12 protein-coding genes are annotated in these 13,063 nt (G+C 56.9%); 8 read left to right on the top strand and 4 right to left on the bottom strand.

Features of this window, described 5'->3' with window-relative positions:
- Positions 1 to 127: 127 nt before the first annotated feature.
- From selD to WC600_15445, 3 genes are all read right to left on the bottom strand, one after another.
- Positions 128 to 1,177 (bottom strand): selenide, water dikinase SelD, encoded by a 1,050-nt coding sequence (gene selD / locus WC600_15455; GenBank protein MFA4904128.1) that lies wholly within the window; start codon positions 1,175 to 1,177, stop codon positions 128 to 130.
- 119 nt (positions 1,178 to 1,296) lie between these two features.
- On the bottom strand, positions 1,297 to 2,679 hold the full coding sequence (locus WC600_15450) for a glycosyltransferase (GenBank protein MFA4904127.1): 1,383 nt from the start codon (positions 2,677 to 2,679) through the stop codon (positions 1,297 to 1,299).
- A gap of 194 nt (positions 2,680 to 2,873) precedes the next feature.
- Positions 2,874 to 3,626 carry a radical SAM protein gene (locus WC600_15445; protein ID MFA4904126.1) on the bottom strand — a complete coding sequence of 251 codons (753 nt, stop codon included), beginning with the start codon at positions 3,624 to 3,626 and terminating at the stop codon, positions 2,874 to 2,876.
- A 238-nt stretch (positions 3,627 to 3,864) separates the two neighbouring features.
- On the opposite strand from WC600_15445, the gene WC600_15440 reads away from it, so the two are divergent.
- Positions 3,865 to 4,161 (top strand): hypothetical protein, encoded by a 297-nt coding sequence (locus WC600_15440; protein MFA4904125.1) that lies wholly within the window; start codon positions 3,865 to 3,867, stop codon positions 4,159 to 4,161.
- 199 nt (positions 4,162 to 4,360) lie between these two features.
- Here the strand turns inward: WC600_15440 and WC600_15435 are convergent, their stop codons facing one another.
- Entirely contained in the window at positions 4,361 to 5,698 is a 1,338-nt protein-coding gene (locus tag WC600_15435) for a vanadium-dependent haloperoxidase (protein MFA4904124.1), read from the bottom strand.
- Between the two features lie 569 nt (positions 5,699 to 6,267).
- Between WC600_15435 and nifH the strand changes: the two genes are divergently transcribed.
- The 7 genes from nifH (at position 6,268) to nifE (ending at position 13,019) form a co-directional block, all read left to right on the top strand.
- Positions 6,268 to 7,092, top strand: a complete 825-nt coding sequence (gene nifH / locus WC600_15430; protein MFA4904123.1) for a nitrogenase iron protein — start codon at positions 6,268 to 6,270, stop codon at positions 7,090 to 7,092.
- 164 nt (positions 7,093 to 7,256) lie between these two features.
- Positions 7,257 to 7,613, top strand: a complete 357-nt coding sequence (locus WC600_15425; GenBank protein MFA4904122.1) for a P-II family nitrogen regulator — start codon at positions 7,257 to 7,259, stop codon at positions 7,611 to 7,613.
- A complete protein-coding gene (locus WC600_15420) occupies positions 7,610 to 7,990 on the top strand; it encodes a P-II family nitrogen regulator (GenBank protein MFA4904121.1) in 381 nt (126 codons plus the stop codon). The genes WC600_15425 and WC600_15420 overlap by 4 nt, the downstream gene beginning before the upstream one ends.
- Positions 7,991 to 8,084: 94 nt before the next feature.
- Positions 8,085 to 9,743, top strand: a complete 1,659-nt coding sequence (gene nifD / locus WC600_15415) for a nitrogenase molybdenum-iron protein alpha chain (protein MFA4904120.1) — start codon at positions 8,085 to 8,087, stop codon at positions 9,741 to 9,743.
- Positions 9,744 to 9,830: 87 nt separating this feature from the next.
- Complete coding sequence (gene nifK / locus WC600_15410) at positions 9,831 to 11,207, top strand: nitrogenase molybdenum-iron protein subunit beta (protein ID MFA4904119.1); 1,377 nt, start codon at positions 9,831 to 9,833, stop codon at positions 11,205 to 11,207.
- Between the two features lie 70 nt (positions 11,208 to 11,277).
- Positions 11,278 to 11,583, top strand: a complete 306-nt coding sequence (locus WC600_15405; GenBank protein MFA4904118.1) for a (2Fe-2S) ferredoxin domain-containing protein — start codon at positions 11,278 to 11,280, stop codon at positions 11,581 to 11,583.
- 80 nt (positions 11,584 to 11,663) lie between these two features.
- Positions 11,664 to 13,019 (top strand): nitrogenase iron-molybdenum cofactor biosynthesis protein NifE, encoded by a 1,356-nt coding sequence (nifE, locus tag WC600_15400; protein MFA4904117.1) that lies wholly within the window; start codon positions 11,664 to 11,666, stop codon positions 13,017 to 13,019.
- The last annotated feature ends 44 nt before the right edge of the window (positions 13,020 to 13,063 follow it).

Below are 13,063 nucleotides of genomic sequence, written 5' to 3'. Positions count from 1 at the left end.
TGCCGGACATTATGCAGTCGCAGGTTTTAGCCTATATGAGCACAGGCTGAAAAGCCTGTGCTACCGGCGATTTTTAAATACCCCTATAAGGTTTCCACTGTAAGAAGATTATTATTGCAAGAGGCTCTTAGGGTTCCAGCTTGATCCTCCCAGATTCCTGACCGGTCACCTCGCCGATGTGGCTGGCAGAGATGCCATGACCCGTAAGGCAATCCATAGAGGGCTGCACCTGATCCGGCGACACGGCCAGGAGCAGCCCGCCATTGGTCTGGGCGTCGCTCAAGAGATCCACCAGCACCGGGTCGATGTCCGGGGCCACCTGGAGGTTCTTGGCGCAGAAGTTGCGATTGGCGAAACTGCCGGCTGGCACCAGGCCCATGGCGGCATATTCCCGGGCGGCCGCGAGAAGCGGAACGCGGTGGGCATAAAAGGTGATCTCGACTTTACTGGCGGTTGCCATTTCCAGGGCGTGACCCAGAAGGCCAAACCCGGTGATGTCCGTAATGGCATGGATCGCCCGGCTTTCCAGGCAGTCCCCGGGCAGTCGATTTAAGGTCGTCATGATTCGGATAGCTTCGGCCTCGGCCTCAGGGGAGGCCAGGCGCCCTTTCATGGCCGTGGCAATGACGCCGGTGCCCAGGGGCTTGGTAAGGATGAGCTGATCGCCTACCCGAGCGCCGCCATTAGTGAGCACCCGTTCCGGGTGGACCACGCCGGTCACGGAGAGGCCGTACTTCAATTCGGTGTCATCGACGCTGTGGCCGCCCACCAATAGGGCACCGGCTTCGTGGATCTTGTCCAGGCCCCCGGCCAGAATCGCCTGGAGCACCTCTTTGGGAACGGTTTTGCTGGGATAACAGACGATGTTGAGGGCCGTCAGGGGCCTCCCGCCCATGGCGTAGACGTCGCTTAAGGCGTTGGCTGCGGCGATTTGGCCAAACGTGTAGGGATCGTTGACCACGGGGGTAAAAAAATCCACCGTTTGGATCAACGCAATTTCTGGGGTCAGGCGATAGACGCCCGCATCATCCGCGGTCTCCATACCGACCAGCAGGTCGGGATGCGACTGGCGGGGCAAAGACTGCAAAATTTCCTCCAACATCCCGGGAGGAACCTTGGCAGCTCAACCAGCGGCGCGGACCTGCTCCATCAGAGGCTGATAAGGCTTGTCGGTCATGGGTCTCTTCTTGTTTGAGGTTCAATTATCCCTTTATTGGTTCAGTATAACAGCTTTATCCCTATTTAAGAATAACTCGGTGCCCAGAACAAAATCGGCATAAACGCCGGGCGCTAACCTCAGCGCGTCAGCCAGCGGCGGTTACGCACGGTGACCAAGGCGTAAGGGTAGATCCACTGGAGCAGAAAAAAGGCATAGTAAGAATAGATGACGCCATAGACGAATTCCAGATCCCGCTCCAACCAGAGGTAATAGATCAGATTGATCAGGGAGATAACCCCCAGGACCGCCAGCAGTTTGATCAAAATGAGCGGGTAGAGTACTACCGACACCACCAGCATCCCGAAGAAGATTAGGGTCAGAGGGTATTCCAGTTGGGCCAGAAAGAATTCCACGATGGGCAGAAGCCGGTATTTATCCCGGTACCGGGTAAACAGGTAGCCCAACTGGACGCAGGATTCTCGCACGTTGCCCCGCTCCCAACGCAGGTACATCTTGCATACGCCGGTGTAGGTTTCGGGGACCAGGGTATAGACCAGCGCGGTGCGCTGATAATAGGTGTAGTGGCCGCTCCGCAGAATAAAGTTGGTCAGGGCCCGGTCTTCGCTGTGGTGGCAGGGGGCGCCCAGAAAGGTTTGACGCCGCCAGGCCTTAAGGTGCGGGGCAAGTGCGGTGCGCCGATAGGCCGACAGCGACCCGGGCGTGCACACCACTGCCCGGTATAGGGATTGGGAGGCTCGGAGATAATCCAGGTTTACGAAGCGCACGCCCTGCATTTTGCCCATGAAACTCTGATGGCGGTTATAGACCTTGACGTTGCCGGCCACTGCGCCGATTCTGGCGTCGTGCAGCAAAGGGGCCACCAGGTGGCGCAGGGCGTCCGGCGCGATCAGGCTGTCGGAATCAATGGTGACGAAGACCTCGCCCCGGCCCCGGGAGAAGCCGGTATACAGTCCTGCCTTTTTGCCCCGGTTGGCGGCAAACCGGATAGGCCGGACCAGTTTGGGGTAGCGTCTTAAGGCCCGCTGGATATATGACCAGGTGTCATCTTGGGAGCCGTCGTCGATGCAGATGATTTCCAACCGGTCCGCCGGGTAGTCCGAAGCCGCCACGGACGCTATGGCTTTTTCTACCATAGCCCCTTCATTATAAGCGGGGATGATGACGGTGAGGCTGGGCCAAGGGCCGTCGGGTAAGGGGTAAGGCTTATAATAGGCCCAAAGGAGCGTGCGGAAAAGCTGAAAGCCGAGCATCACCAGGGTATAGACTGCGCCCAGGGTAGGGAGGAAAGACATATTGGTCCAGCGGCTCAAGAGTTCCACATAGGCCGCAAAGGAGCCGAAGTTGAAAGCCAAAACCAGGGCGACGAGCAGCAAGGCCGGAACCAGGAGCTTGAGCCCCGGGTCCAGCCAGCGAATCCATGATAGCCGGTGCCGTGACAGAGGTGGGACCGCTGCCCGGCGCACCGGGGGCCAGGACAGGGTCGGCGTGGCGTTGTCCATGCAGGGAGATGATCCTCTTCCCGTCTATATCAAAAAGGCCGGCACTCGGCTACAAAAACTCTACCCAGATAATATTGCCAAAAAAGAGCTCTGGCAATCTTGCGGGCTTTATGCAACATGAGGCCTGAGCCAGCGTCAGCACAGGCTGGAAAGCCTGTGCCACCATTTCAGAAGGGGAGGGGGACCTGGTCGGGTCAGGCCTCCCGCACGTGGCCTTGAAATAAGTTCCTTAAGGCTTCCCTGGTTTCCTGGGCATAAGCGTCGGTGAGAGCATAATCCCACCCCTGGCGCCGAAAAACCCCGCTTACCTGGGTGCGGTAATTCATGGGGTCCATCATGACCCGGCTGGCATACGGGCCGATAAGCTCATGCAGCCGGGCCGGATGCAGGGGCAGCATGGGCGCGATGAAGACCCAGGGAGACAGCCCCGCCTCATGTAACCTTTTTAACGTGGCGATCCGGGCCGGGATAGGTGGGGCATGGGGTTCCAGCACGCGCCGCACCTGGTCATCATCCGTGGGGATGGACAGGCCCACGCTTACCCCAGGCAGCGCCGCGAGCAGGTCCAGGTCCCGGGTTACCAGGGGCGAGCGCGTTAAGATGCTGACGTCCCAGCCGAAGTCGCCCAGGATTTCCAGGCAGCTCCGGGTTAAGCGGTATTTGAGTTCCACGGGCTGATAGGGGTCGCAGACACTGGACAGAAAGACCTGGCCCCGGTGTTTTTTGCGGGCTAGTTCCGCGGCCAGGATCTCGGGGAGGTTGACTTTGGCCTCGACGAAAGTCCCCCAGGGGGCGCCGGCGTGGTGCCGGGCAAAGCGGCGCATAAAGGCCGCATAGCAATAGCGGCAGCCATGGCCGCAACCCAGGTAAGGGTTGATGACGTAAGCCACTCCCGGAATCTTGGATTTGACCAGCGCGGTTTTGGCGGTGATTTCAGTGACGTCCATGGGGTGTGCGCTAGCCATTGGAATGGAGGCGGTCAAGAAGGTTTTCACAGGCAAGAGTAAAGTAGGGCTCCTGGAATTTTTTCGCTGGCAAATATTATTGGTAGTTTATCACCTTGAGTTTAATTAGCAAATCCGTGTCATTGACATTGTTTTTAAAGTAATTATTAAATACTCAATAAATCGAAAACCTGGGCGGGAGTCCGGAAAACGAGTTCAAACTGGTTCACGGGAGAATATCATGGAACTTTATGTCCCCACTACTCAACTCAAGCAGGTTTCGGAGGTATTGACCCAAGAAGGGGTGACCTTTGAGGTAACCGGCAAAACTTTCTCCATGGCGGTGGAGGGGAAAGTCGCCTATGAAGTCACCGAAGTGAAGGCAAAACTGTTAGAGACCGAAGTGCCGCCCGTGCTAGAGTCGGCGTCCCAAACGCGGCGAGCTTTCCGGTTGCCCTCGGGCAGAAAAATCCTGCTCACGGATTTAGATGGCAATTTTGAAAGCCTGGTGGAGCCGCCGCCCGGCTGGGAACGGTGAGCCTGTTGAACTGTTAAACAAGATTGTCGCAGTGGTCCGGGGCGGTGGATGATTTTGGCCTCAAGCTTCGGGGTTAGCCGGGGGTTTCCGGTCGCGAGGCAGTAAGGTAAGTTGACCCCGATCCTGTGAGAGAAATCCAAAAATATGAAAGGCAGGGCCATGTTAAGCCCTGCCTCATATTAAGAAGAATTGTGATTTATTATTTTCGTTTCCTGCCCCGTGCCCATCCTACCAGGCCCAACAGGCCCGAGCCTAACAGCAACAGGCTGGCAGGAACAGGCACAGGCTGCAGGAAATTTTCAAATACGTAATCCCCCAGGGCTTTGCCTGCCCGCAACCCTCCCAGGTTATCGAATTCATAATGGATGCCGCCATAGATGCGGCTTTCGCCCGCTTCTGCGGCTGCGTCCCAGAAGTCCAAGAAGCTGCGCGTTACCCCAGGAAGACCATCTGAGCCGATGGTAAAGGGTAGTTCACCGAAAAAATCCTGGAGCAACTCAGCTGCAGTCCCGCTGAAGGTGCTATGCCCGCTGGAGTAAGAGGGAAAGGGAGGAGTAACTAACAGGGATTCCCAGCCGGGATCGGCCAGGGTATCAGGATTTCCATCGGTATCGGCTGCCCGGATGGCGGTTATCGGCCGCCATAAGCTATAGTCTCTTTTCATGTCCCAGCAGCTAATGCCAGCGTCGGCCAGGGCGATATTGAGGAGGGCGAACAGGCGAGCATCCTGGACCAGGTCAGTTTTCTGCGCATGGGCCACCGTGCTGGCAATAGCATTCCAATGCCCGGGCGGGGTGTGAGTGCCGGCGCCGTCGGCCCAGAAGAGGGCGATTTGGGTCTGGTCCGCGGTCCGGGTTGAACTGTTTTTGGCCCCCAAGTCCTTGACCTGGTTAAAGGCAGTCGTATAAGCGTCACTGGTCAGGGCCGGTGGAGGTGCTTGCCGGAACTGGTCTCCTGAACTCATGGCGAAGGGAGTGACGTCCGGCCACTGCGGTAAGAGAAACGGGGCGTGCGCAGGAGGGGTCGGTTGCCAGTTTCCAGGCTGGGCGCCGGGAACATAATTATACGTTGCATTCCAGCCGTCGCCGGCCCGCCAGGCGAGTATTTGATTGGCGACATTCTGTCCCAGGGAGATGCCGCTGGTTTTTGCCAGTCCGTCAGGTATGGCGGTAAACGCGGAAGCCTTCAAGGCATCGAAGTTCTGGGCAGGGAAGAGACTGCTCAGGGCAGTGAAGCCCGCGGATATGGCCGCGGCTTCCATAGAGGTATTTTTATCCGCTACCAGGTTAACAAAATATGGTTGGTACATGCGGGTGATGGAATTGACGGCGTCAAAGATGGAGGCGTGCACAATCGCCAAATCCCGAGACGCCATGGGAGGAGCGGTCTTATCAGACCGGATGGCATCGAGGGCCACCTGGTTGAGGAAAAGGACGGCATCCGGGTCGGAAGCCAGGACAGGAGCCGAGAAGGTTGCCAGCGCCAGCAGCGCGGTTAAGAAAATGGTCCTTGGCAATAACCTGCCATATTTTGGCATAATGGGTTGACCTCCTCTCCTTTAAATAATAGGGGACTACTTAAAAAGATAAATTAAAGCGGGACTGCCTGCCGGCAATGTCTTAAGTAAGTTGCAATAAAAACGTTTAATTTAAGTAAGATAGTCTTTAAGAGGTTAGGGGGGCAAAGCACCACCCTCCTGAAAAAAATATATATATGTAAAATAAAAACTCATTAGCAATTGTCAAGGGAGAGGCGGAAACCAGCCATCTCTGGCCCCTTCGGCCCACGATTGTCACCTTAAATCGGTAAGGGGCAAACCTGTTTGTTTTAAAAACCCTATTACGACTATCTTCCACAGGAACAGGCCCTCTCCCTCCCCTGCAATAAAAATACCAAAACGTATAATTAGTTTTTGAAATAATACGAAAATGTATTTAATATGATATCGTAATTGACACAAATGTATAATAAAGGTCTTTTAGTTGGATGAGCTTAACCTGAAAAAATTATTAATATAAGTAATATTAGTAAGTTATAAAAGATACGGCTGGTGTGGCATGAGGCTTGCTTATCATATAGGCAAAATTCTGAACAGAGGAAGTGGTTATGCGCAAGATCGCGATTTACGGCAAAGGTGGCATCGGCAAGTCCACCACCACTCAAAATACTGTGGCGGGGCTCGCCGAAATGGGGCGAAAGGTTATGGTAGTGGGCTGTGATCCCAAGGCCGATTCCACCCGCTTGCTGCTGGGTGGCCTGGCTCAAAAGAGTGTCCTGGACACCCTGCGGGAAGAAGGCGAAGACGTGGACCTGGAAGATATTCGCCGCACCGGGTTCGCCGGGGTAGTGTGCGTGGAATCCGGCGGCCCGGAGCCAGGCGTCGGCTGCGCCGGCCGGGGCATCATCACCTCTATCAACCTGCTGGAACAGTTGGGGGCCTATGCCGACAGTGAAAAACTCGATTACGCTTTCTATGACGTCCTGGGCGACGTGGTCTGCGGCGGTTTCGCCATGCCTATCCGGGAAGGCAAAGCCAAGGAGATCTACATCGTGGTCTCCGGCGAGATGATGGCCATGTACGCGGCCAACAATATCTGCAAAGGTATCGTCAAGTTCGCCGAGGCCGGGGGCGTGCGCCTGGGGGGCCTCATCTGCAACAGCCGCCAGGTGGATAACGAAAAGGAGATGATCGAGGCCTTTGCCGCTAAACTGGGCACCCAGATGATCCACTTCATCCCCCGGGACAACATGGTGCAGAAGGCCGAGATCAACCGGAAGACTGTTATCGAATTCGATTCGGCGCACTCCCAGGCCGATGAATACCGGACCCTGGCCCGGAAAATTGAAGTGAATGAATTACACATCATCCCCAAGCCCATGAGCACCGACGAATTGGAAAAGCTGCTCATTGATTACGGGCTGGCGGGCTAACCGGAAGGAGAAGGAATCATGAATCTTATCGGCGCCATGCTGGTGAGTCTGTGGGCGGCAGGTTGGGCGGTCGCGGCAGTGAGGGCCGGTCTGAAGGTTAGGGCTACCGCAACGGCGAACGCCACCGTAAGTAAGTACCGAAATTTATCTGGAGGAGCAACCTCATGATTATGATCAGATCGGTCGTGCGGCCGGAAAGAGTGGATGCGGTCCTGGCCGCCTTAATGGAAGCGGGGTTCCCCGCGGTCACCAAGATGAGCGTGGTGGGCCGGGGTAAGCAGCGGGGCATCAAGATCGGGGAGATCACCTATGACGAAATCCCCAAGGAACTGCTGCTCACCGTGGTGAAAGATGCGGATAAAGATTTTGTCATCAAGACCGTCGTCAAGGCGGCGCGCACCGGCGACAAGGGCGCCTTTGGCGACGGCAAGATCTTTATATCCCCGGTGGAAGAAGTCTACACCATCAGCTCCGGCATCAAGGAGAGCGGCGCCGGCGAGCTGGAAGAGGTCAAGATATGAAAGAGATCATGGCCATCGTGCGCATCAATATGATGAACAAGACCAAAAAGGCCCTGGCGGACGCGGGTATCTCCTCCATGACCGCCCGGGATGCGCTGGGCCGGGGTAAGGGTCTGGTTGACCTGACCCTGCTGGAAGGGGCGGAAAAAGGCTACGAAGAGGCCGTGGCGCAATTGGGCCAGAGCCAGCGCCTGATCCCCAAGCGCATCTTCTTTATTGCGGTGCCGGACCGGCTGGTGTCAAAGACGGTGAAGACCATCATCGCGGTGAATCGCACCGGTAAATCCGGAGACGGCAAGATCTTCGTTATGCCCCTTATGGATTCCGTCCGGGTGCGTACCGGAGAGTCCGGCGACCAGGTCTTGGACGAAGTTTGACATAACCACGAAAGGTATTTTGGTAACGCAGGCCCTTACAAATAACCTGCGCCCGCATAGGCTGGAAAGCCTGTGCCACCAATGGAGAAGGAACATGGCTACTTTAACACCGGAAGACCTGAATGCTTTGGTGCTGGATATCAATGCTGAGGAAGTCAAAAAAGAGTTGCTCAGCAAATATCCCACCAAAGTCGCCCGCAAGCGGGCCAAGCAGATCGTGATCAATGAAGTTGACCCGGATAGCTGCGTGCCGGAGATCGCCTCCAACGTCAGGACCATCCCCGGCATCATCTCCCAGCGGGGCTGCACCTATGCCGGCTGTAAAGGCGTGGTCTTAGGCCCTACCCGGGACATCGTTAACATCACTCACGGTCCCATCGGCTGCGGCTTCTATTCCTGGCTGACCCGCCGGAATCAGACCAAGCCCCCAAGCCCGGAAGACCATAACTTTATGACCTACTGTTTTTCCACGGACATGCAGGAAGAGCAGATCGTCTTCGGCGGCGAGAAGAAACTGAAGCAGGCGGTGCAAGAGGCTTATGACCTCTTCAAGCCCAAGGCCATCGGCATCTTCTCAACCTGTCCCGTAGGCCTCATCGGTGACGACGTGCACGCGGTGGCCCGGGAGATGAAAGAAAAATTCGGCGATTGCAACGTCTTCGGCTTCAGTTGCGAGGGCTACAAAGGTGTAAGTCAGTCTGCGGGCCACCACATCGCCAACAACGGTATTTTCAAACACGTGGTGGGTCTGGACGACACGGTGAAGGAAGGCAAGTTCAAAATCAACCTGCTGGGGGAATATAACATCGGCGGCGATGCCTTTGAGATCGAGCGCCTCTTCGAGGACTGCGGCTTCACGCTGATTTCCACCTTCAGCGGCAACTCCAGCTATGACTATTTTGCCAATTCCCACACCGCGGACCTGAATCTCATCATGTGCCACCGCTCCATTAACTATGTGGCCGAGATGATGGAAACGAAATTCGGCATCCCCTGGATCAAGATCAATTTCATCGGGGCCGAGGCCACGGCCAAGTCCCTGAGGAAGATCGCCAGTTATTTTGACGATCCTGAATTGACCGAGCGGGTCGAGGCGGTCATCGCCCGGGAGATGCCAGCAGTGGAACAGGCGCGCGAGGAAATTAAACCCAAGACCATGGGCAAAAAGGCCATGCTTTTCGTGGGTGGCTCCCGGGCGCATCATTATCAGGAGCTTTTCAAAGAAATCGGCATGGAGACCGTTGCCGCGGGCTATGAGTTCGCCCACCGGGATGACTACGAAGGCCGGCGGGTTTTGCCCGGCCTCAAGGTGGACGCGGACAGCCGCAACATTGAAGAACTGCACGTGGAACCGGACCCCAACCGCTTCCGCCCCAGGTTAAACGAAGCGGGCTTGGCCAGGTTGGAAAAAGCCGGCCTCACCTTTAAGGAATACGAGGGCATGATGCCGGAGATGGATAATGGCGCCCTGGTCATTGACGATATCAGCCAGTTCGAAACCGAGCGCCTCATCGAACTCTACCGGCCAGACATTGTCTGCGGCGGGATCAAGGAAAAGTACATCATTCAAAAGAGCGGCGTGCCCATGAAGCAACTCCACAGTTACGACTACAGCGGCCCGTACGCCGCCTTTCAAGGCGCCATCAACTTCTATCGGGAGATCGACCGCATGGTCAACAGCAAGGTGTGGAAATGCATGAAGGCGCCCTGGCAGGAGAATCCCGAACTGGCTGCCAAATATGCGTGGGAATGAGCCTAATCAACCGGCCTTGGCGCCTTGGCGTCTTGGCGAGAGGAAGATGCTCACGCAAAGTCGCAAAGGCGCAAAGAGGATAAAGACATGTTACTGAGACATACACCAGATAAAATCACGGAACGCTCGGCCTTGACCATTAACCCGGCCAAGACCTGTCAGCCCATCGGGGCCATGTACGCGGCCTTGGGCATCCATAGTTGCCTGCCCCACAGCCACGGATCCCAGGGGTGCTATGCCTACCACCGCAGCACCCTGAGCCGGCACTACAAGGAGCCGGCGATCGCGGCGACCTCGGCCTTCACCGAAGGCGCCTCCGTGTTCGGAGGGCAGGCTAACCTGCTCCAGGCCATTAACAATATTTTCACGGTTTATGAGCCGGACGTCATTGCGGTCCATACCACCTGCCTGTCGGAGACCATCGGGGACGACATCCCTCAGATCGTCGCCAAGGCCAGGGATGAGGGCAAGATCCCGCCGGGGAAATACGTCATTCATGCCAATACTCCCAGCTACGTGGGGTCGCATGTCACCGGCTTTGCCAACATGGTCAAGGGCATGGTGGACTACTTCGCCCAGGCCAACGGCCACAAGGAAAATCGCATCAATATTATTCCCGGCTACGTGGAACCGTGCGACATGGAAGAGATCAAGCGCCTGGCCGGGGAACTGGGAGTGCCCATCATCATGTTCCCCGACACCTCCAAGGTGATGAACGGTCCCCAAACCGGCAAGTACCATATGTTTCCCGCCGGGGGCACCACGATTCCGGAGTTGATCGAGGCCGGCAGCAGTATGGGTACGGTGGCCTTAGGCCCCCTGGCGTCCGGGCTGGCTGCCAGGACCCTGGACACCAAGTGCAAGGTGCCCTGTGAAATCCTGAACCTGCCCATTGGGCTCGCGGCCACCGACACCTTCATCGACACTTTAAGAAGGATTGCCGGGGTAACGGTGCCCGACTCGATCAATATCGAGCGGGGCCAGCTCCTGGACGTCATCACCGATATGCAGCAGTATTTCTATGGCCGCAAGGTGGCTCTGGCGGGGGACCCGGATCAACTGATCTCCCTCACCGAGTTCTTGGTATCCATCGACATGTGGCCCATTCATATCGTTACCGGCACTCCGGGCAAGAAGTTCGAGGCCCGGATCAGGGAGATCACCAAAGACGTGCCCCATCCGGTCAACGTCAAGAGCTCCGGCGACATGTTCCTGCTGCACCAGTGGATCAGAAACGACCCGGTGGACCTGCTCATGGGTAACACCTACATGAAATACATCGCCCGGGATGAAGACATCCCCTTGGTACGGTTCGGTTTTCCCATCATGGACCGCGTCGGCCACAGCTACTTCCCCACCGTGGGCTACCGGGGGGGCTTGCGCCTTCTGGAAAAGATCCTGGACGCCCTGCTGGACCGCCAGGACCGGGATGCCCCGGAGGAGAGCTTTGAATTAGTCATGTAGAACCGCCGCCCCGGCGGTTAACGCGCCGCCGAGGCGGCGGCGCCACATTTTTGGAGAAAGGACAATTATCATGGAAAAACCTGAACATCATATCTTCGTGTGTATGAGTTTCCGGGGCCTGGAGCCCAAGGGCAAGTGCATCAAGAAAAACGCCCCGGAGCTCTTGGGTTACTTGGAATCGGAACTGGCGGACCGCGGCCTGGACAACGTCATGGTGTCCAGCACCGGTTGTTTGAAGCTCTGCGAAAAAGGGCCGGTAGTCTTGGTCTATCCGCAGGGGTATTGGTACCAGGGAGTGGACGGTGAAGGCGCCATCGACGCCATCCTGGACGCCTTGGAAAACGGTGGCCCGGCCAAGGAGTATTTGGTGGACTGAGCCCCAGCAGCCGCTGGCAGGGGCGGGTTGCAAACCCGCCTCGAAATTGCCGGAAAATTTACCGGCAAATAGGAAAGCCCATGAAATCAGGAATTTTTGAAGAACTCCAGGACCAGATCCACCGCAAGGGGGAGGCCCCCTTTGCCATGGAGTGCGACAAGGAGAGCCTGGCGGGGGCGGTGAGCCAGCGGGCCTGCGTCTTCTGCGGTTCCCGGGTGGTGCTTTACCCAATCGCCGACGCCCTGCACCTGGTGCATGGCCCCATCGGCTGCGCCGCCTACACCTGGGACATCCGGGGGGCGCTGTCGTCAGGTCCGGAACTGCACCGCCTGAGCTTCTCCACCGACCTCCAGGAATTGGACGTGATCTTCGGCGGGGAAAACAAGCTCTACCGGGCCTTAATTGAGCTCATCGACCGGCACCATCCCAAGGCGGCCTTTGTCTACTCCACCTGCATCGTGGGGATCATCGGCGACGACCTGGAGAGCGTGTGCAAGAAGGTGAGTGCCGAGAAGGGCATCCCGGTCCTGCCGGTGCAGTCCGAGGGTTTCAAGGGCAACAAGCGGGCCGGTTACAACGCCGCCTGCCAGGCCATGTTCAACCTCACGGGCATGGGCGACACCACCGGCATTAGCAAGAAAAGCCTTAATATTCTGGGAGATTTCAACCTGGCTGGGGAGATTTGGATTATCCGGGACTACTTCAAACGCATGGGCATCGAAGTGGTGGCCAACATTACCGGTGACGGCCGGGTGGGCGACCTGCAACGGGCTCACGGCGCCGCCCTGAACGTGGTCCAATGCTCCGGGTCCACCATGGACCTGGCCAAGCTGATGGAAGAAAAGTATGGCATTCCCCACCTCCGGGTCTCCTACTTCGGGGTGGAGGACATGGCCGAGTCCCTCTATGACGTGGCCCGGTTCTTTGATGATCCGGAGATGATGGAACGGACCAAGGAACTGGTCCGGGAGGAATTATCGGTACTTCTCCCGCAACTCCGGGAATATCAGCAGGCCCTGTTCGGCAAAAAGGCGGCCATTTACGTGGGCGGAGCCTTCAAAGCTTTCTCCCTGGTCAAGGCTTTCCGTCTCCTGGGCATGAAAGTGGTTATGGTGGGCTCCCAGACCGGCACCCAGGAAGACTACCAGGAGCTCCACGATATTACCGACGACGGCACCATCATCGTAGATGATTCCAACCCCTTGGAATTGTCCAGTTTTCTCAAGGAGCAGGACGTGGACATCTTCGTGGGCGGCGTCAAAGAGCGCCCCATCGCCTATAAGCTGGGGGTGGGTTTCTGCGACCACAACCACGAACGCAAGGAAGCCCTGGAAGGCTTCGTGGGCATGCTCAACTTTGCCCGGGAAGTTTATAACACCGTGATGAGCCCGGTGTGGCGGTTTGTGCCCCGGAAAGCAGGGGTCAGTAATCAGTAATCAGTAATCAGTTATCAGTGGTGATTATAGAGTGTTTTCACTGA

It is taken from the genome of Desulfobaccales bacterium (assembly GCA_041648175.1).
Lineage (GTDB): Bacteria > Desulfobacterota > Desulfobaccia > Desulfobaccales > 0-14-0-80-60-11 > 0-14-0-80-60-11.
This window is presented reverse-complemented; position numbering and strand designations above follow the sequence as displayed.

Bases quoted from the DNA above. Each gene is read 5' to 3' on its own strand.
- WC600_15435 (MFA4904124.1), bottom strand. From the start codon at position 5,698: ATGCCAAAATATGGCAGGTTATTGCCAAGGACCATTTTCTTAACCGCG.
- nifK (MFA4904119.1), top strand. From the start codon at position 9,831: ATGTTACTGAGACATACACCAGATAAAATCACGGAACGCTCGGCCTTG.
- nifH (MFA4904123.1), top strand. From the start codon at position 6,268: ATGCGCAAGATCGCGATTTACGGCAAAGGTGGCATCGGCAAGTCCACC.
- nifD (MFA4904120.1), top strand. From the start codon at position 8,085: ATGGCTACTTTAACACCGGAAGACCTGAATGCTTTGGTGCTGGATATC.
- WC600_15405 (MFA4904118.1), top strand. From the start codon at position 11,278: ATGGAAAAACCTGAACATCATATCTTCGTGTGTATGAGTTTCCGGGGC.
- WC600_15450 (MFA4904127.1), bottom strand. From the start codon at position 2,679: ATGGACAACGCCACGCCGACCCTGTCCTGGCCCCCGGTGCGCCGGGCA.
- WC600_15420 (MFA4904121.1), top strand. From the start codon at position 7,610: ATGAAAGAGATCATGGCCATCGTGCGCATCAATATGATGAACAAGACC.
- WC600_15440 (MFA4904125.1), top strand. From the start codon at position 3,865: ATGGAACTTTATGTCCCCACTACTCAACTCAAGCAGGTTTCGGAGGTA.
- WC600_15445 (MFA4904126.1), bottom strand. From the start codon at position 3,626: ATGGACGTCACTGAAATCACCGCCAAAACCGCGCTGGTCAAATCCAAG.
- nifE (MFA4904117.1), top strand. From the start codon at position 11,664: ATGAAATCAGGAATTTTTGAAGAACTCCAGGACCAGATCCACCGCAAG.
- WC600_15425 (MFA4904122.1), top strand. From the start codon at position 7,257: ATGATTATGATCAGATCGGTCGTGCGGCCGGAAAGAGTGGATGCGGTC.